Annotated in this window: 18 protein-coding genes; 8 read left to right on the forward strand and 10 right to left on the reverse strand. The window is 52.1% G+C overall.

Annotated features, from left to right (window positions below; all coding sequences use genetic code 11):
* Positions 1-9 precede the first annotated feature (9 nt).
* Both ACIKP9_RS13065 and pilB read right to left on the reverse strand, forming a co-directional pair.
* On the reverse strand, positions 10-1,218 hold the full coding sequence (locus ACIKP9_RS13065) for a type II secretion system F family protein (protein ID WP_400883734.1): 1,209 nt from the start codon (positions 1,216-1,218) through the stop codon (positions 10-12).
* A gap of 16 nt (positions 1,219-1,234) precedes the next feature.
* The gene (gene pilB / locus ACIKP9_RS13070) at positions 1,235-2,947 is read right to left on the reverse strand and encodes a type IV-A pilus assembly ATPase PilB (RefSeq protein ID WP_400883737.1); all 1,713 of its coding nucleotides are present in this window, start codon (positions 2,945-2,947) and stop codon (positions 1,235-1,237) included.
* 298 nt (positions 2,948-3,245) lie between these two features.
* On the opposite strand from pilB, the gene ACIKP9_RS13075 reads away from it, so the two are divergent.
* Positions 3,246-3,449 carry a cold-shock protein gene (locus ACIKP9_RS13075; protein WP_011480361.1) on the forward strand — a complete coding sequence of 68 codons (204 nt, stop codon included), beginning with the start codon at positions 3,246-3,248 and terminating at the stop codon, positions 3,447-3,449.
* A gap of 113 nt (positions 3,450-3,562) precedes the next feature.
* On the opposite strand, the gene icd is transcribed toward ACIKP9_RS13075, so the two are convergent.
* The gene (gene icd / locus ACIKP9_RS13080; RefSeq protein WP_400883740.1) at positions 3,563-4,801 is read right to left on the reverse strand and encodes an NADP-dependent isocitrate dehydrogenase; all 1,239 of its coding nucleotides are present in this window, start codon (positions 4,799-4,801) and stop codon (positions 3,563-3,565) included.
* Between the two features lie 58 nt (positions 4,802-4,859).
* On the opposite strand from icd, the gene ACIKP9_RS13085 reads away from it, so the two are divergent.
* The 4 genes from ACIKP9_RS13085 to ACIKP9_RS13100 all read left to right on the forward strand — a co-directional run bounded on the left by ACIKP9_RS13085 (position 4,860) and on the right by ACIKP9_RS13100 (position 8,422).
* Entirely contained in the window at positions 4,860-5,390 is a 531-nt protein-coding gene (locus ACIKP9_RS13085; RefSeq protein ID WP_400883743.1) for an rRNA large subunit pseudouridine synthase E, read from the forward strand.
* Between the two features lie 71 nt (positions 5,391-5,461).
* Positions 5,462-6,547, forward strand: a complete 1,086-nt coding sequence (aroC, locus tag ACIKP9_RS13090; RefSeq protein WP_400883746.1) for a chorismate synthase — start codon at positions 5,462-5,464, stop codon at positions 6,545-6,547.
* Between the two features lie 51 nt (positions 6,548-6,598).
* Positions 6,599-7,765, forward strand: a complete 1,167-nt coding sequence (locus ACIKP9_RS13095) for an MFS transporter (protein ID WP_400883749.1) — start codon at positions 6,599-6,601, stop codon at positions 7,763-7,765.
* Positions 7,766-7,777: 12 nt separating this feature from the next.
* Positions 7,778-8,422: a retropepsin-like aspartic protease family protein gene (locus ACIKP9_RS13100; RefSeq protein WP_400883752.1), complete on the forward strand. Its 645-nt coding sequence runs from the start codon at positions 7,778-7,780 to the stop codon at positions 8,420-8,422.
* Positions 8,423-8,524: 102 nt separating this feature from the next.
* On the opposite strand, the gene folE2 is transcribed toward ACIKP9_RS13100, so the two are convergent.
* The 5 genes from folE2 to ACIKP9_RS13125 form a co-directional block, all read right to left on the reverse strand.
* The gene (gene folE2 / locus ACIKP9_RS13105; RefSeq protein WP_400883755.1) at positions 8,525-9,325 is read right to left on the reverse strand and encodes a GTP cyclohydrolase FolE2; all 801 of its coding nucleotides are present in this window, start codon (positions 9,323-9,325) and stop codon (positions 8,525-8,527) included.
* A gap of 46 nt (positions 9,326-9,371) precedes the next feature.
* Positions 9,372-11,216 carry a 1-deoxy-D-xylulose-5-phosphate synthase gene (gene dxs / locus ACIKP9_RS13110; protein WP_400883758.1) on the reverse strand — a complete coding sequence of 615 codons (1,845 nt, stop codon included), beginning with the start codon at positions 11,214-11,216 and terminating at the stop codon, positions 9,372-9,374.
* 11 nt (positions 11,217-11,227) lie between these two features.
* Entirely contained in the window at positions 11,228-12,118 is an 891-nt protein-coding gene (locus ACIKP9_RS13115; protein WP_400883760.1) for a polyprenyl synthetase family protein, read from the reverse strand.
* Complete coding sequence (locus ACIKP9_RS13120) at positions 12,115-12,372, reverse strand: exodeoxyribonuclease VII small subunit (RefSeq protein ID WP_400883763.1); 258 nt, start codon at positions 12,370-12,372, stop codon at positions 12,115-12,117. The genes ACIKP9_RS13115 and ACIKP9_RS13120 overlap by 4 nt, the downstream gene beginning before the upstream one ends.
* Before the next feature lie 99 nt (positions 12,373-12,471).
* Complete coding sequence (locus ACIKP9_RS13125; protein ID WP_400883766.1) at positions 12,472-13,140, reverse strand: alpha/beta hydrolase; 669 nt, start codon at positions 13,138-13,140, stop codon at positions 12,472-12,474.
* A 144-nt stretch (positions 13,141-13,284) separates the two neighbouring features.
* Between ACIKP9_RS13125 and ACIKP9_RS13130 the strand changes: the two genes are divergently transcribed.
* The 3 genes from ACIKP9_RS13130 (at position 13,285) to ACIKP9_RS13140 (ending at position 16,522) form a co-directional block, all read left to right on the forward strand.
* Positions 13,285-15,504, forward strand: a complete 2,220-nt coding sequence (locus tag ACIKP9_RS13130) for a CHASE2 domain-containing protein (RefSeq protein WP_400883769.1) — start codon at positions 13,285-13,287, stop codon at positions 15,502-15,504.
* Entirely contained in the window at positions 15,501-16,274 is a 774-nt protein-coding gene (locus ACIKP9_RS13135; RefSeq protein ID WP_400883771.1) for an MBL fold metallo-hydrolase, read from the forward strand. Before ACIKP9_RS13130 ends, ACIKP9_RS13135 begins: the two co-directional genes overlap by 4 nt.
* Positions 16,275-16,348: 74 nt before the next feature.
* Entirely contained in the window at positions 16,349-16,522 is a 174-nt protein-coding gene (locus ACIKP9_RS13140) for a hypothetical protein (RefSeq protein ID WP_400883774.1), read from the forward strand.
* Positions 16,523-16,526: 4 nt separating this feature from the next.
* Here ACIKP9_RS13140 and ACIKP9_RS13145 read toward each other — a convergent pair whose 3' ends face one another.
* Both ACIKP9_RS13145 and ACIKP9_RS13150 read right to left on the reverse strand, forming a co-directional pair.
* The gene (locus tag ACIKP9_RS13145) at positions 16,527-16,925 is read right to left on the reverse strand and encodes a prepilin-type N-terminal cleavage/methylation domain-containing protein (RefSeq protein WP_400883885.1); all 399 of its coding nucleotides are present in this window, start codon (positions 16,923-16,925) and stop codon (positions 16,527-16,529) included.
* A gap of 215 nt (positions 16,926-17,140) precedes the next feature.
* Positions 17,141-17,674: an SRPBCC family protein gene (locus ACIKP9_RS13150; RefSeq protein WP_400883777.1), complete on the reverse strand. Its 534-nt coding sequence runs from the start codon at positions 17,672-17,674 to the stop codon at positions 17,141-17,143.
* Positions 17,675-17,773: the final 99 nt, after the last annotated feature.

Below are 17,773 nucleotides of genomic sequence, written 5' to 3' on the forward strand. Positions count from 1 at the left end.
CGCTGTGGCCTACACTACTTGGCCCATCTTGAATATCGGTAGGTACATGGCAATCACCAGGCCGCCGATCAGCGTACCGAGCACTACCATGATAATCGGTTCCATCAGGCTCGATAGCGCCTCCACGGCATCATCGACTTCGCCTTCATAAAAATCTGCAACCTTGCCCAGCATGGAATCCAGTGCGCCAGATTCTTCACCAATCGCCACCATTTGCAACACCATGTTAGGGAATACCTCGGTATTTTGCATAGCAACAGTCAAGCTGGCTCCTGTGCTGATTTCGCTTTGCACCTTCTTGGTGGCATCGTAGTAGACGCGGTTACCAGAGGCGCCCGCTACCGAGTCTAGTGCCTCGACCAGTGGCACACCTGCTGCAAACATGGTAGAAAGTGTACGGGAGAAGCGGGCAATAGTGGCTTTACGGATCACTTCGCCAAAAACGGGCATCTTGAGCAAAAGCCTATCCATACTGGCCTGCATTTTTTCCGAGCGCTTCCAGGTATAAAAGAAGAACCAGAGAGCGCCGCCAATCGAGCCAAAGATTGCCCACCAGTAATCGACAAAAAAGTCGGACATTGCCATGACCATGACGGTGGGGGCGGGTAAATCAGCGCCAAAGCTGCTGAATAGCTCCTTGAATGCGGGAATCACGAAAATCATGATGACCGCAGTAATCACGAATGCCACGACAAGAATGGAAATGGGGTAAAACAAGGCGGACTTGATTTTGCCTTTGATGGCGAGGATTTTTTCCTTATAGGTAGCCAGACGGTCCAGCAAGGAATCCAGAATACCAGCTTGTTCACCCGCCCCGACTAGGTTGCAGAACAGGTTGTCAAAATACAGGGGATATTTGCGAAAAGCTTGGCTCAGGCTGCTGCCAGTCTCTACATCAGCCTTAATGTCTCCCAGCAATTTGCTGACGGCTGGGTTGCTGTGGCCTTTGCCCACGATGTCAAAAGCCTGCAGTAAAGGCACCCCCGCCTTCATCATGGTGGCGAGCTGGCGCGTGAAGAGGGTCACATCCTTGTCCGAGATCTTGCCGCCAGTCTTGAAGCGTTGTTTGCTGACCTTGACGACATTGACACCCTGGCGGCGCAGGGTTGCCTTGACGAATGCCTCTCCGCTGGCTTTCATCTCCCCTTTGACGCGTTTGCCTTTTTTATCCGTACCCTCCCAGGCGTACGTGACTTCCTTGGTTTCTTTGGCAGCCATGGCTTCCTATTGTGTGTTATTCGTTGGTGACAGCTTCAATTTCTTCCAGCGAAGTTAGCCCCTGCTTGACCTTGATGAGGCCTGATTGCCGCAAGTCGCGGACACCCTCTCGCTGGGCTTGATCTGCAATGTCGTGCGATGTGCCATTTTTCATGATGATGCGGCTCATTTCATCGGAAACTGGCATGACCTGATAAATCCCCACTCGTCCTTTATAGCCTTGGTTGCAGTGGTCGCAGCCATCTGCATTAGCGGCATAAAGTTGCCAGCTACCATCTAAATCTGCTTCCTTGAAGCCAATGGCAAGCAAGGCTTCTTGCGGAATGTCTGTAGGTACTCGGCAATGCGGACACAACTTGCGCGCCAGACGTTGTGCTGTTATTAACGACACGGCAGAGGCAATATTGAAGGGCGCTACCCCCATATTGACCAGTCGGGTCAAGGTCGATGGTGCATCATTGGTATGCAGGGTGGAAAGCACCATGTGCCCGGTGGAGGCGGCCTTGATCGCCATGTCGGCGGTTTCCAGGTCGCGGATTTCCCCGATCATGATGATGTCAGGGTCTTGGCGCAGAAAGGACTTCAACGCGGCGGCAAAGGTGAGTCCCTGCTTGTCATTGACATTGACTTGGTTAATGCCTGCCAAGGGTATTTCTGCTGGATCTTCCGCGGTGGAAATGTTCACGCCAGGTTCGTTGAGGATATTGAGGCAGGTATACAGCGAAACGGTCTTACCAGATCCTGTGGGTCCCGTGACGAGCACTAGACCGTAAGGTCGTGTGACGGCATGTAGCAATGCTTTCTTCTGGTCAGGGTCATAGCCGAGCGCATCAATGCCGAGCTTGGCGCTGCTGGGGTCAAGGATACGCATAACGATCTTTTCGCCATTGATCAATGGCAGTGTGCTCACACGGAAATCGATAGTGCGTGTTTTTGAGAGCACCAACTTCATGCGGCCATCCTGCGGCACGCGTTTTTCCGAGATGTCGAGGTTGGAAATCACCTTGATACGTGAGGCCAGCTTGTCCTTGATCGCGAGCGGTGGCTGGGCGATCTCGCGCAATATGCCATCGACCCGGTAGCGAATACGATAAAATTTTTCATAAGGCTCGAAGTGCAAATCAGACGCGCCCATGTTGATCGCATCCATCAGAATCTTCTGGATGTATTTGACGATAGGAGCATCGTCGATTTCTACCGTGGGTTCCGGTTCGCTGTCTTTATCTTCCGCCTCCAGGCCGAAGTCATCCTCGCTGACCAGCGACTCCATAGTGGTATCGCTGGCCTCTACCAGCTTGTCTATCCATTTGCCCAGCTTGTCGTCCTCGACAATGATGGGCATCAATGTTTTGCCAGTCTGGAACTGCAATTCATCCAGCATGTGCAGATTGGTCGGGTCGGATAAAGCCACAAACATGTTATTGCCACGATGGTAAAGCGTGATCGCGCGATAACTTTGCATGAGTTGCGGGCTGATGCCCTTGCTGGGCATGAACTCCGGATTCAGCGTGCTAAGGTCAAACAATGGATAACCGAAGGCTTGGGAGCAGGCTTGGGCAATTTGCAAGGCTGTGAACCGGCGGGATTGCAACAACTGGCTGATGAGTGAGATTTGCTTCTTGTTGGCTGAGGTCTGGATGCTGATTGCTTCATCCTCGTCCAGCAGTTGTTGATGAATCAATATCCGGGCCAGTCCGCCCAGTTTATTCGGTGAAGTGACAGCAGCCATTGATCTTCAAGCCAGCCTTTTCCATAGTTTACGCAGTGTCTCCGGCGATGATGCATGCTGGGGTTTTTTTTGTAAAGCGCCCAGGAATTTTATACTGCGTTAATCAATGTAAAGACATCATTATGATAAAAATAACAATTATCATCTAAAAGCGCTTGACTTATTTGAATAACCCACGTAAAAACGCAAAAGGCGTTTGGAATTCGAGTGCATTGTAGCCGGCAACTACCGACTTTAATTCTTGAAGTACAAACTTTTGGGGTCGCCTCCCCTTAGATATATGCAAGGAAGTATTGAAATGGCAACAGGTACCGTAAAGTGGTTTAATGATTCCAAAGGTTTTGGTTTCATTACCCCGGACGATGGTGGCGACGATTTGTTCGCTCACTTCTCCGCAATTGTAGAAGCTGGCTACAAGAGTCTGAAGGAAGGTCAACGCGTATCATTTGATGTTACCGAAGGCCCTAAGGGCAAGCAGGCTTCTAATATTCAGAAGGCCTAAGCTTGGCTCACTGATGACTGTATAGTCTTCAAAAATAAAAAAGGCCGGAGAAATCCGGCCTTTTTTATTTGTCTGGCCCACTGCCTATCGATGAATAGCAATGGGCGAGAGTATTACATGTGCTTGACGATCTCGGCACCAAACTCGGCGCTACCTATCTGGGTTGCACCTTCCATTTGTGAGGAGAAGTCATGGGTGACACGTTTTGCCTGGATTGCCTTGGCAACACCGGTCAGTACTAGATCCGCGGCTTCAGTCCATCCCAAGTGACGCAACATCATTTCTGCAGACAAGATCAATGAGCTCGGGTTGGCGATATCCTTACCTGCAATTTTGGGTGCCGTGCCGTGCGTAGCTTCAAACATAGCGACGGTGTCGGAAATATTTGCGCCAGGGGCAATACCAATGCCGCCAACTTGTGCTGCAAGCGCATCTGAAATGTAGTCGCCATTCAGGTTCAGCGTGGCAACAACATCGTAATCAGCTGGGTGTAGCAAGATTTCCTGCAAGAACGCATCAGCGATGCAATCTTTGATAATGATGCCGTTAGGCAATTTGCACCAGGGTCCGCCGTCAATCTCAACGGCACCGAATTCTTCCTTGGCGACCTCATAGCCCCAGTTCTTGAAACCACCCTCAGTGAATTTCATGATGTTGCCCTTGTGGGCAATGGTCACTGATTTGCGGTTGTTGTCGATCGCATATTGAATGGCCTTGCGCACCAGGCGCTTGCTACCATCAACAGAGACAGGCTTGATGCCAATCGCTGAGGCTTCGGGGAAGCGGATCTTCTTGCGCACGCCCATATCGCTAAGGAAGTCGATGACTTTTTTGACTTCGTCTGTGCCAGCCGCCCATTCGATACCTGCATAAATGTCTTCGGTGTTCTCGCGGAAAATCACCATGTCGGTTTTTTCCGGGTGCTTGACTGGGCTTGGTACGCCTTGGAAGTACTGGATGGGGCGCAAGCAGACATACAGGTCAAGTTCTTGGCGCAGCGTTACATTGAGCGAGCGGATGCCGCCACCAACAGGAGTGGTCAATGGGCCTTTGATAGAGATGACGTAATCCTTGACGGCCTTGAGTGTTTCATCAGGCAGCCAAGTATTGTCGCCATAAGTGTTGACGGCTTTTTCGCCTGCGTAAACTTCCATCCAGGCAATCGCACGCTTGCCGCCATAAGCCTTGGCCACGGCGCTATCCACGACATGGCGCATCGGTGGAGTGATATCGACACCGATACCATCGCCTTCGATAAATGGGATAATCGGGTGATCGGGAACATTGAGCGTGTTATCAGCGTTAATGCTGATTTTCTCGCCAGTGGCTGGTACTTTGATTTTTGTAGACATTCAGAACTATCCTATTCAAACGCTAGAAAGACGGGCGTCATCATTCCATGAGACCAAGATGCTGATTTTATTCAATAAGCCCTATGGTGTAATTTGCCAGTTCAGTCCGCATGAAAAGCACGAGACATTGAAGGATTATATTGCCGTGCCTGGGGTTTATGCCGCCGGGCGGCTTGATACTGACAGTGAGGGTCTGCTTATTCTAACCGATGATGGCAGACTGCAACACCGCATATCGCATCCCAAGCACAAAGAATTCAAAACTTATTGGGTGCAGGTGGAGGGCGATCCCTCTGATGAAGCGTTGGAACCATTACGACACGGCGTAGACCTGGGAGATTTTATTACCCAGCCTGCCAGGGTCAGGCGTATCGCAGAGCCTGCGAACTTATGGCCGCGCAACCCGCCGATCAGGGAGCGCAAGGCTATCCCTACAACCTGGCTGGAGGTGATCATTAGTGAAGGGAAAAACCGCCAGGTGCGTCGCATGACCGCCAAGGTTGGATTTCCTACCTTGCGCCTGATTCGCTATGCCGTGGGGCAGCATGTGCTTGATGGGATAGCGCCTGGCGAGTGGAAGCGGATGTAGCCTGCCAAATCATGAGGCCGGATATGTTAAACTCCGGTTCTTATTCGTATATTCCATAGTAGATACCATCCATGTCCGGCAATACCATAGGCACTCTGTTTACCCTGACTTCTTTTGGCGAATCGCATGGCCCTGCCATTGGTGGGGTGATTGATGGCTGTCCGCCGGGGCTGGAATTGACTGTGGAGGATATTCAGCAGGAGCTGGATCGCCGCAAGCCAGGGACTTCGCGCCATGTGACGCAGCGCAAGGAGCCGGATACCGTGGAGATATTGTCTGGCGTATTTGAAGGCAAGACCACAGGCACGCCGATTGGTCTACTGATTCGCAATCAGGATCAACGCAGCCAGGATTACGGCAAGATTGCGGAAACCTTCCGTCCCGGACATGCCGATTACACCTATTGGCAGAAGTATGGCATTCGTGACTACCGTGGTGGTGGTCGTTCCAGTGCACGTGAAACGGCGGTGCGTGTTGCCGCAGGGGCAATCGCCAAGAAATGGCTCAAGCAGCGTTATGGTGTCACTATCCGTGGTTATATGAGCCAATTGGGTGAAATCCATATTCCCTTCAACTCATGGGATGTTGTGAATCAAAACGCATTTTTTTCCCCCAATGAATCCATCTTGCCTGAGCTGGAAAACTATCTCGACACCATCCGTAACGAGCGTGATTCTGTAGGTGCACGGATTACCGTAGTTGCCGATGGTGTGCCCGTAGGCTGGGGTGAGCCAGTATACGATCGCCTTGATGCAGACATTGCCCATGCCATGATGGGTATCAATGCTGCCAAGGGTGTGGAGATCGGTGACGGCTTTGCCAGTGTGGCACAGCGTGGATCGCTACATAGTGATGAACTAACGCCAGAGGGCTTTGCCAGCAATCATGCGGGTGGCATTCTTGGCGGTATTTCCAGTGGTCAGGCGATTGTTGCGCATGTCGCGTTCAAGCCAACCTCCAGCATTCCGCAATTGCGCCATTCCATTGATAAGCAAGGTGTCGCATTGGAAATGCAGACCACAGGCCGCCATGATCCTTGCGTGGGGGTGCGTGCCACGCCTATCGTCGAAGCCATGATGGCCTTGGTGCTTATGGACCATGCTTTGCGCCATCGAGCCCAGAACGCGGATGTCTCGGTAGATACCATCAAGCTGTAACAATTTTTACCAAGCGGGGAGCTGAGTGCTGATCATGATCCAACAGCTCCCATGCGTTCAATCAGCATGAAACATCATGCTCCCCTGCCTTACTGGCGCTTATCTGGCTTTTACTTCGCCTATTTTGGCTTTGTCGGTGCGTTTACCCCATTCTGGACCTTGTATCTCAAGTCTCTGGCATTCAATGCCTTCCAGATCGCCATCCTGATGTCCTTGTTCCAGATTGCTCGCAGTTTCTCACCTAGTCTGTGGGGCTGGGTGGCGGATCATCGCGGCCATCGGGTGCCAATTATCCAGTTTCTAGCAGGGGCCAGCTTGCTGGCTTATGTTGGTGTGTTTTTCGGCAACAGTTTTTACTGGTTGTTTGCCATCATGTTGACCTTGAGTTTTTTCTGGAGCGCCTCTTTGCCCTTGATCGAGGCGGTGACACTGGGGCATCTTGGCGACAGGTTGGACCGCTACGGGCATATCCGTCTTTGGGGATCGATAGGGTTTGTCGTCGCTGTGATTGGGCTAGGGTATGCCGTGCAATACCTGGGCATGATGGCTTTGCTGTGGGTGATCCTGTTTCTGTTGGCCACTGTTTGGGTCTTGTCATGGCGCTTGTCGGATCCGTTGGTGAATTTGCAGCATCATGATAGTGATAGCTCTTGGTGGGCGATATTGCGCAGGCGTGAAGTCATTGCGCTGATGGCGGCCTGTTTTGCCATGTCTGCTGCGCATGGTGTCTATTACACGTTTTACTCCATCTACCTGGTGGATCATGGCTATAGTAAAGGCATTGTGGGCTGGCTATGGGGCTTGGGCGTGATCTGCGAGATCATGGTATTCCTGTATATGCCCAAGTTAACGCTGCGTTTTGGCCTGAGGCAGATCATGCTTGCCAGCTTGTTCTTGGCATTTGTACGTTTTTTCGTGATTGGCTGGGCTGTGGATGTCTGGTGGCTGATTGTGCTTGCGCAGACATTGCATGCAGCGACATTCGGCTCTTACCATGCAGCAGCGGTTGCACTGACGCACCGCTATTTCAAGGGTAAGCATCAGTCCAAGGGGCAAGGCTTGTATACCAGTATCTCTTATGGTGTTGGCGGTACTCTGGGAGCCGTGATTAGCGGTTTTGCCTGGGAAAGCATAGGCCCAAGCTGGACATTTACCGTTTCTGCACTATGCGCTATGCTCGGTTTTATCTTTTTCATGTTCATGATGCAGGAAGACTAAAAAGGGGAAACCATGCGGACATGGATGTGGCTGCTACCATGCTTGATGCCATCATTGGCCTGGGCAGAAACCCAGGTGAATATTGTTGGTTTGTTTCAGGGTAAGGCCATCATGGTCATTAATGGTGGCAAGCCACGTACCCTTGCCGCAGGCGAATTCAGCCCTGAAGGTATACGCTTGGTGGCGGCCAGCAGCGATAAAGCGGTTATTGAGGTGGATGGCGTCAGGCGCGAATTGGGCATGGGGCAGGCGATCGCCTTATCTGGCAAGGGTGCCATGGCAGGCAGCAGTAGCGTCACCTTATATGCCGATTCCACGGGACATCATTTTGCTGATGGCTATATCAACGGTGCATCTTTGCGATTTCTCGTTGATACCGGGGCATCGGCGATCGTGATGAATAGTGGCGATGCCAAATATGCCAAGATTGATTACAAAAGCGGCACCCCCGTTTCAGTGCAAACCGCTAACGGCGTTGCCAACGCTTATAAGGTCGTGATTGGTAATGTGCGATTGAATGGTTTGATATTGAACCAAGTGGATGCGCTGGTCATGGAGGGTGGTTCTCCTGCGGTTGTGTTGCTGGGCATGAGTGCGCTTAATCGCATGGAGATGAAGCGTGACGGGATCGCACTTACCCTGACCAAGAAGTATTGATGCATGAATAGCGAACAAATAAAAACGGCAGCCTAGGCTGCCGTTTTTATTTGTAGGTGATAGGTGATGGCCGTATGACCATCCTTATCCTGTGTCGCTTGCTTAGTGACGCTTGTCTTTTTCGATCAATGCGTAAGCGGAGTGATTGTGGATGGATTCAAAGTTTTCTGATTCCACCGTGTACTTGACGATGCGAGCTTCAGCGTTAAGCTGGGCTGCTACATCACGCACGATATCCTCGACGAATTTCGGGTTGTCGTAGGCGCGCTCGGTGACGTATTTTTCGTCAGGACGCTTCAACAAGCCATAAACCTCGCAGGAGGCTTGTTCTTCCACTAAGCGAATGATGTCTTCCACCCAGATGAAGTCATTGATCAATGCAGTGACAGTCACGTGCGAGCGCTGGTTGTGCGCGCCGTAGTCAGAAATCTTCTTGGAACAAGGACACAGGCTGGTCACGGGTACGACTACCTTGACGGTGATGTCATACTTGCCTTGGTTGATTTCGCCAATAAAGGTGACTTCGTAGTCAGACAGGCTTTGTACACCCGATACTGGGGCCGCCTTGTTGACGAAGTAAGGAAAGGTCATCTCAACGTGGCCAGACTCTGCATCCAAGCGCTGCACCATGCCGCGCAGGATGCTCTCGAATGATTCCACGGAAATTTCGCGCTCGTTGTTGTTGAGAATCTCAACAAAGCGTGACATGTGCGTGCCCTTGAAGTTGTGTGGCAGGAACACGTACATATTGAAATTGGCCACGGTATGTTGCACGCCGCCAGTCTTGTCCTTGACCTTGACTGGATGACGGATGGATTTGATCCCTACCTTGTCAATGGCGAGCTGCCGGGTATCCGGGGTGTTCTGCACATCTTCAATCGGTGGAATAGAGGGTTGGTTCATGAGATTCCTGAGACGCTATAAGTGAATTCGGTAATAGTTGAGTATACTACTTGGTTAATTTTTTCTCAATTGCGGCAGCAATGCCTGTAGCGTTGAGACCGCATTCCGCCAGCATGGTTTCATGCACGCCATGCTCAATGAAGGTGTCAGGCAGACCCAGGCACAGTACAGGCTTGTGAAAGTCCATATCTTGCATGGCTTCCATCACCGCAGCACCTGCGCCACCCATGATGGCGTTTTCTTCCACGGTAACGATGAGCTCGTGGCTTTGTGCCACTTCGCGAATCAATGCAATATCGAGTGGCTTGACGAAGCGCATGTTGACCACGGTGGCATCCAGAGTCTCGGCGGCTTGCAGCGCTGGCGTGAGCATGCTGCCAAAGGCAAGGATGGCGACGCGCTTGCCTTGCCTGCGAACCTCGCCCTTGCCCAGCGGTAGCAACTGCATGTTCTGTTCAATGGTGGCACCAGGGCCACCACCACGAGGGTAGCGCACGGCAGAAGGGCCATCATGCTGGTAGGCCGTATACAGCATCTGCCGACACTCATTTTCGTCGCTCGGTGTCATGATGACGATATTAGGGATACAACGCAGGTAGCTAAGGTCAAAGCTGCCCGCATGGGTTGGGCCATCTGCCCCTACCAAGCCTGCGCGGTCAATTGCAAACATCACGGGCAGGTTTTGCAGGGCAATATCGTGGATGAACTGGTCGTATGCGCGTTGCAAAAAGGTCGAGTAAATGGCGACAACAGGCTTGAGGCCATCGCATGCCATACCAGCGGCAAATGTGAGGGCATGTTGCTCGGCAATGCCGACATCATAAAAGCGGTCAGGAAAATGCTCGGCAAACCCATTGAGGCCAGAGCCATCGCACATGGCAGGCGTAATGCCAATCAGGCGCTCGTCTTGCGTGGCCATGTCGACCAGCCAGTCGCTGAACACCTGGGTATAGGTTTTTTTGCCAGCCTGCGTGATGGAGCAGCCATTACTCGGGTCGAACTTGCCTACGCCGTGATACTTGCCGGGATTGTCTTCTGCGGGCTGGTAGCCATGGCCTTTTTGCGTGGCAATATGCAGGAACTGCGGGCCCTTAAGCTCGCGGATGTTGCGCAATGTGGCAATCAGCACATCAATGTCATGGCCATCAATCGGGCCGATGTAATTAAAGCCAAACTCCTCGAACAACGTCCCTGGCGTCACCATGCCTTTGACGTGTTCTTCCGCACGTTTGGCGAACTCACGTACGGGCGGCACTACGCCCAGCACTTTCTCGCCAGAGCGGCGCATTGAGGTATAGAGCGGTCCGGAAAGCAGCTTGGCCAGATAGTTGGTTAATGCGCCAACATTGGGCGAGATCGACATATCATTGTCGTTGAGAATCACCAGCAGGTTGGCATCCATCGCTCCTGCATTGTTGAGCGCCTCAAAAGCCATGCCTGCGGTCATCGCGCCATCGCCGATGATGGCGATCGAATGGCGGTCAGAGCCAGTTTTTTGTGCCGCAATCGCCATGCCGAGCGCAGCTGAAATGGAAGTGCTGGAGTGCCCAGTGCCAAAGGTGTCGTAAATGCTTTCATCTCGACGCGGAAAACCTGCAATGCCACCAGGCTTGCGCAGGTTGCTCATGGCTTCACGGCGGCCTGTGAGAATCTTGTGTGGATAGGTTTGGTGGCCTACATCCCAGACTACACGGTCTTCCGGCGTGTTGAAGACATAATGCAGGGCAATGGTCAGCTCGACCACGCCGAGATTGGAAGACAGGTGTCCGCCGGTTTGCGCAACGCTATTGACGAGAAAGCCACGTAATTGCTTGGCAAGCTCATGCAGCTCCCTGCGGTCCAGTTTGCGCAGTTGCTCTGGTGAGTTGATGCTTTCTAGCAGTTTATACATGGCCGACCCGCTTAAAAGCTACGTTGAGTAATGAAATATGCCACCTGCTTGAGCTGCTGGGCGGCATCGCCATATGCGGCCAGTGGTGCCAGTGCATCATCAAGCAGCTCCTGCGCCAATCGCTTTGCTTGGTCTATGCCCAGAATGGTGACGTAGGTAGGTTTATTACTTTCCGCATCCTTGCCTGCAGTCTTGCCCAGGGTTTCGCTATCGGCTTCTGCATCAAGAATGTCATCCACCACCTGAAAGGCAAGGCCAATGGCTTGGGCATAGTGATCAATGGCCTGCAGTTGATCCTGGTCCAAGTCATCGGCACAGTGCGCGCCCAGCAGGGCTGCGGCACGGATTAATGCACCGGTTTTGTGGATATGCATATATTCCAGCTCGGTCTGGTCCAATGCCTTGCCTACGCTGGCGAGGTCAATTGCTTGGCCTCCTGCCATGCCACGTGAGCCACTGGCGATGGCAAGCAGGTTGACCATATCCAGTTGACGCGTAGGGTTAGTACATAGGCCCGGGGTCGCCAGCGACTGGAACGCCAGGGTTTGCAACGCATCGCCAACCAGCAGGGCGGTAGCATCATCGTATTGCTTGTGACACGATGGTTTGCCACGGCGCAGGTCGTCGTCGTCCATGCAGGGCATGTCATCGTGCACGAGGGAGTAGGCGTGAATCAATTCCACGGCAGCGGCGGCAATATCTACTTTTGCCGGGTTGGCCCCACAGAGCTCACCTGCGGCATGGGCCAGCAATGCACGCACACGTTTGCCACCACCGAGCACGGCGTAGCGCATGGCTTCATGCAAACGGTCTGGAGCAATGTCGGAGGCTGGCAGCAGGCTATTCAGCACTTGCTCCATACGTTGTTGGGTATGTTGAGCCCAGCTTTGGAAATCGGTCATTTAGTATCGTTATAGGGTTGTAGCTGGTTGGATTCAGTGAGGATACGTACTTGTTGCTCAACATCTGCCAGCGATTGCTGGCAATGTTGTACAAGCTCCGAGCCGCGCTTGTAGGCAGCGAGAGATTGTTCAAGTGGCAACTGGCCTGACTCTATCTGTGCGACCAGGCTTTCAAGCTCTGTCATGGCGGCTTCAAAGCTCAAGGCTTCAAATATGCTGGCTTGCTGGTCGTCAGCTTTGGTTTTTTTACTCATGAAAACAACCGGTGCAGGAGCAGATAGCATCACTGCTGCTCGTTGCAGTTATTGAAAATAATGTGTCATTTTACGCTGAACTGCCCCTGTAAACCATGATTAAGTTAATGATAATCCCAGCTGGCGCTGCATAAAGCGGCGGATATCATCAATCTCTTCCATGCAAACCGAATGTGGCATCGGGTATTCGTGCAACTCCAGTGCATAGCCTTCGCCTTGTAGGGCCTGGGCCGAGGCTTGATAGCGCGCAAGCGGAATCACATTGTCCTGTGTGCCATGCGCCATGAAGATAGGGGTGGCTTGGTTGGCGGGATGTTTTTCCGTTGCTAGGGTGTCAGCTAACCCGAGGTAGGTGGAAAGTGCCAGTACGCCCGCCAGTGGGGCGTCATGCCGTAAGGCTGTGTGCAGGGCAATGACGCCACCTTGCGAAAACCCTGCCAGCATGATGCGTTCTGCCGGAATCCCGCGGGCAATTTCATGCGCGATCAAGGCTTCAATTTTTTGCTGGGTAGCGCGTATGCCTTTGCCATCTTGTATGGCACCAGGCTGGAAGCTATAAATATCGTACCAGGCAGGCATGACATAGCCATTATTGACCGTCACTGCCATCGCAGGGGCATGGGGCAAAATAAATCGGGTGTGGGGTAACGCAAGCTCACGCACTACTGGTGCAAAATCGTTGCCATCTGCGCCCAGGCCATGCAGCCAGATCACGCTATTGTGGATGGTATCGTCAGAAGCAATTTCAATAAAATCGAGTAAAGACATCAATGTGGCCTGGTGTTGGGCGAAAGCTGCATTTTGCCATGTAATGGCCGTGGTGGCATGTCGCTACTGTGTTCGTGCGCCCTTTACGCTATGCTTCTGAAACACCAATACTTACTTGCATAACCAGACTGTCATTATTCCTGCATGCGTCTTTCTCATTTCATCTCACATCACTATATCCGCCTGTTACTTGGCGTGTTGGTGACTATCTTGCTGTTGGCCCATGTGGTGGGCGCATTCAACCTGGGCTTTGTCAATGCCATGGAGCGTTTTGCCTATGATGCTCGCCTGCAATTATTGATGCCGGGTGGGCAAGATCCGCACATCGTGATTGTCGACATTGATGAAGCCAGCCTACAGCGGGAGGGCCACTGGCCCTGGGGGCGCAATAAGTTGGCGTATTTGCTGGATCAATTGTTTGATCATTACCAAGCCAGGCTGGTGGCTTTTGATGTAGTGTTTGCCGAAAAGGATGAGAGCTCTGGTTTGGCAGCATTGCAGGCTTTACAGAAGGCGCGGCCACAGCCAGCGTTGGCAAGCATGATTGATGATTTGGCTCCCGCGCTCGATTACGACCAGTTATTGGCTAATAGCATGCAGGGGCGTGATGTCGTGCTGGGATATTATTTCCGCCACGATACACGCCTGAAGCAGAATATTGGCGTGCTGCCACCACCGGTTATCCAGGCTGATGCATTGGCGGGGCAGGGTGTTGCCTATCTTCATGCCAGTGGCTACGGTGCCAATATTCCCAGCTTGCAACAGCAAGCAAAAGCCGCAGGACACTTCAACCCCGACCCGGATGACGATGGCATCACCCGCCGCATTCCTCTGCTAGTCGTGTATCAGGGCGGCGTGTATGAAGCGCTGTCCTTGGCCGTGGCCCGGCAAGTGCTGGGTGATGTAGAGTTGAATTTAGGCTTCGCGGGTGGCGAGCAAAGTGCTGGCGTAGAGTGGTTGGCACTAGGGCAGCACAATATCCCGGTGGATGCGCACCTGAATGCCTTGATCCCTTATCGTGGCAGGCAAGGCAGCTTCGCCTATGTCTCAGCCGCAGATGTGTTGCATGGCAAAGTGCCACAACAACAGCTACAAAACCGTATTGTATTGATAGGCACCACTGCTCCTGGCTTGATGGATTTGCGGGCAACGCCAGCACAGAGTGTTTACCCAGGTGTGGAAATCCATGCCAACATGATTGCGGGAATTTTGGATGGCAGGGTCAAGCAACAGCCTGCCTATACCCTGGGCGCTGAGTTTTTACTGTTATTGTTTCTTGGTGTCGGGCTGACTGTCTTGCTCCCTCGGATGCGTCCAGCGCCAGCTTCGGTACTGGTGGTCTCGGTATTGTTGCTGTTGATATTGTTTAACCTGCTGTCGTGGCAGATTGGCGTGGTATTGCCATTGGCTTCGGCATTGCTGCTGGTCGTCGTCATCTACGTACTCAACATGAGTTACGGCTACTTCATCGAATCGCGCAGCAAGCGCCAATTGGCACAGCTATTCGGTCAATATGTTCCCCCTGAACTAGTGGCGGAAATGGCAGATAGCCAACACGAGCTAGGGCTGCAGGGGGAAAGCCGCGAGATGACGGTGTTGTTTTGCGATGTCCGTGGGTTCACCAGCCTGTCGGAAGCACTGGATGCGCCAACCCTGGCCAAGCTCATGAATGAATACCTCACCGCGATGACGCGTGTCATCCATCAACATCGAGGCACCATCGACAAATACATGGGTGATGCCATCATGGCTTTCTGGGGGGCGCCATTGCATGATGATCAGCATGCCGCCCATGCTGTCAATGCGGCGCTGGACATGGTGCGTGAGCTGGGAAAAATCAATGCCGATTTCCAGCAACGAGGTTGGCCCGTGCTGACAATTGGCATTGGCCTCAATAGCGGTGATATGGTCGTGGGCAATATGGGCTCCGAGTTCCGCATGGCTTATACCGTGCTGGGCGATGCAGTCAACCTGGGTGCGCGGTTGGAGGGCCTGAGTGCCTATTATGCAGCGCCTGTGATCGCGAGCGAGTTCACCGCGCAGGCCTCGACGCAATATCGTTACCGTGAGCTAGACCTTGTGCGCGTCAAGGGCAAGGATGCCCCTGTGAGGATATTCGCACCGGTTGCAGGTGATGATGCTTCCATGGACCAGGAGCTGAGCCAGTATGAATTGGCATTAACGGCTTATCGCCAGCAGCAATGGTCGCAGGCCAAATCAGCATTCATGGCATTGCAAGCGACATATGGTGTACGCATGATCTACTCAATCTACCTTGAGCGAATCGCCTATTTCAGCCAACATGCACCAAGCGCGGATTGGGATGGGGTGTTTAATTTTGAGAGCAAGCGAGGCATAGCATGATGGTGAGGGTGTTGGGCTGTAGTGGTGGCATAGGCCAAGGCCTGCGCACCACCTCCTTGCTGGTGGATGACGATATCCTTATTGATGCGGGTACTGGCGTAGGTGATCTGACACTGGAGCAAATGGCATCCATTGATCATGTGTTCCTCACCCACTCTCATCTCGACCATGTCACTTTTCTTCCTCTGCTGCTAGATGCCGTACTGGGCAAGCGCGAACAGCCTCTCACGGTGCATGCATTGCCTGAAACCATTGCTAGCTTGCAAACCCACCTGTTCAACTGGCAAATCTGGCCCGATTTCAGCCAGATTCCCACACCAGAGCAACCCTCTTTGGTATATGCGCCATTGGCAGTTGGCAATGTGGTTGAGATAGGTGGTCGCAAGATTAGTGCATTACCTGCCAATCATACCGTTCCCGCAGTCGGCTATTTGCTGGATAGCGGATCTGGTAGCCTAGCATTCAGTGGTGATAGCACCAGTTGTGACGACTTCTGGCAGTGCTTGAACCAAGTGGATAATTTATGCCACCTGATTATCGAGACTTCATTCACTAATGCCGAAATTGCCCTCGCATTGGTATCTCGGCACTATTGCCCGGCATTGCTGATGAGCGGATTGGATCAATTGCAGTCTCAACCACAAGTCTGGATTACGCACCTGAAACCAGGAGAGGGAGAGGCAATCATGCGGGAGATTGATCAGGCTATGCATGTACTAAAGCCACAAGCATTGCAACAAGGGCAAACGATCTCTATCTCACCTGCTTAGGTTTAATAAAAGTGATTAATATCGCTTGCCGGATGCGTCTTCTTTATTAACCACCATGTTAGCTGACGTGCAATATGGCCATTACATACCGTGGTCAAAAAGAAACAGGAGATAAGCCAGTTTTGGCTTTATCTCCTGTGGAGGAAGATGTTTCTTTTGTCTTAATAGTCGTTGAAGTGGATATTCAAATGCTGATTTTTCATCAAAAGCTTGCGAGAGTCAGCAAGCTTTTGATTTTTGCATCATGAAAAACTAGGGCGTACCACCAGCACCACCAGCACCACCAGCACCCGCACCAGTATCTAGGCGGCAAGTGCCAGAGCCTGCGGTACATATTGTGTTTTGTGCGATGGCTGCATTACCACGAGTTACAGGTTGGAAAGTTAGGGTTGCGTTAGTTGCGAAGTCTGTGATTTGCATTGCTGCATGAGCTTGGCATGAAGAGTTCACAAAGTTAGCTGGAGCCCTGTCATCGGCTGCGTCAGCAACCGCAGTATTGATGTAGGCCTTAGCCTCTGCTAAACATGCACCGTTAGCGCCACGCTGTGTGTAATCACGATAGGCGGGCAATGCCACTGCCGCCAAAATACCAATAATCGCGACTACGATCATCAGTTCGATCAGCGTAAAGCCTTGTTGTACTTTTTTCATCATAAACCCCTTTTAGTTGAGTTGAGTTTGTATTGCGGTTGGAGGAGTACCGCATGGTTAGCTTATTGCAATGGCTATGCCAGCTTTGGGATGTGATGGGTTTGTATTTGAATTTAAAGGGTTTTTTGTGAATAAATAAAAAAGCGGAGCATTTGCTCCGCTTTTTTTGGCGCTACTTACTGACAAAAATTGTCAGTAAGTGACAAGACAAGTCGTTATTTGCCTTCGGCAACCTTTTTCAGGTTAGCCAAGCCTGCATCGTAAACACCATTGACAGCATCCAGGGCAGATTTGTCATCCTGGCCTGGTGGGATTGGTGGGTTGAGCTTGTAGACACGGTAGAAACGGCCCATCCACTTGACTTCGGTCTTGCCGCCATCGGCAGCCTTGACTGTGATGGTGGAGTAGTAGTCAGCGACTGGCAGCACGCCTTCAATAATGCCGTATTTGAGCTGCTTGCTATCTTCGTCGATGCTCTTGAGGTTTTCAAGGATGGTGCCGCCGCCCTTCAGGGTCAGCAGACGCACTGTTTGCTCTTCGCCGCTTTCATCCTTGCGCTTGTCGAGCTTGGTGCTTTCAACGGCTGGGTGCCATTTTTGCATGTTGCCAAAGTCTTTGACCAATGCCCAGACTTTGTCGGGGCTGGCATCAATGATGATGGTTTTTTCCACCTTTTGGGGAGCTGGGCCGTGAGCGGCTGCGGTCAATGGCAGCAGGCCTATAGCCAAGAGTGCGAGTATTTTCTTCATCTATATTTCTCCATGTTTTTGCAAGTTAAAAAGCGGAACGATTAATGTGCTGTCCTGCTGCTACAGGATGTGGAGCGGGACAGCGACTAACTAGCTCCT

The sequence above is a fragment of the Methylobacillus methanolivorans genome (assembly GCF_044751345.1).
Taxonomy (GTDB): Bacteria; Pseudomonadota; Gammaproteobacteria; order Burkholderiales; family Methylophilaceae; genus Methylobacillus; species Methylobacillus methanolivorans.

Coding starts and splice junctions, on each gene's coding strand:
- dxs (WP_400883758.1), bottom strand. CDS start 11,216: ATGTATAAACTGCTAGAAAGCATCAACTCACCAGAGCAACTGCGCAAA.
- icd (WP_400883740.1), bottom strand. CDS start 4,801: ATGTCTACAAAAATCAAAGTACCAGCCACTGGCGAGAAAATCAGCATT.
- ACIKP9_RS13075 (WP_011480361.1), top strand. CDS start 3,246: ATGGCAACAGGTACCGTAAAGTGGTTTAATGATTCCAAAGGTTTTGGT.
- ACIKP9_RS13140 (WP_400883774.1), top strand. CDS start 16,349: ATGGCCATTACATACCGTGGTCAAAAAGAAACAGGAGATAAGCCAGTT.
- ACIKP9_RS13130 (WP_400883769.1), top strand. CDS start 13,285: ATGCGTCTTTCTCATTTCATCTCACATCACTATATCCGCCTGTTACTT.
- ACIKP9_RS13115 (WP_400883760.1), bottom strand. CDS start 12,118: ATGACCGATTTCCAAAGCTGGGCTCAACATACCCAACAACGTATGGAG.
- ACIKP9_RS13125 (WP_400883766.1), bottom strand. CDS start 13,140: ATGTCTTTACTCGATTTTATTGAAATTGCTTCTGACGATACCATCCAC.
- pilB (WP_400883737.1), bottom strand. CDS start 2,947: ATGGCTGCTGTCACTTCACCGAATAAACTGGGCGGACTGGCCCGGATA.
- folE2 (WP_400883755.1), bottom strand. CDS start 9,325: ATGAACCAACCCTCTATTCCACCGATTGAAGATGTGCAGAACACCCCG.
- ACIKP9_RS13120 (WP_400883763.1), bottom strand. CDS start 12,372: ATGAGTAAAAAAACCAAAGCTGACGACCAGCAAGCCAGCATATTTGAA.
- ACIKP9_RS13095 (WP_400883749.1), top strand. CDS start 6,599: ATGCGTTCAATCAGCATGAAACATCATGCTCCCCTGCCTTACTGGCGC.
- ACIKP9_RS13065 (WP_400883734.1), bottom strand. CDS start 1,218: ATGGCTGCCAAAGAAACCAAGGAAGTCACGTACGCCTGGGAGGGTACG.
- ACIKP9_RS13150 (WP_400883777.1), bottom strand. CDS start 17,674: ATGAAGAAAATACTCGCACTCTTGGCTATAGGCCTGCTGCCATTGACC.
- ACIKP9_RS13085 (WP_400883743.1), top strand. CDS start 4,860: ATGCTGATTTTATTCAATAAGCCCTATGGTGTAATTTGCCAGTTCAGT.
- ACIKP9_RS13135 (WP_400883771.1), top strand. CDS start 15,501: ATGATGGTGAGGGTGTTGGGCTGTAGTGGTGGCATAGGCCAAGGCCTG.
- ACIKP9_RS13145 (WP_400883885.1), bottom strand. CDS start 16,925: ATGAAAAAAGTACAACAAGGCTTTACGCTGATCGAACTGATGATCGTA.
- aroC (WP_400883746.1), top strand. CDS start 5,462: ATGTCCGGCAATACCATAGGCACTCTGTTTACCCTGACTTCTTTTGGC.
- ACIKP9_RS13100 (WP_400883752.1), top strand. CDS start 7,778: ATGCGGACATGGATGTGGCTGCTACCATGCTTGATGCCATCATTGGCC.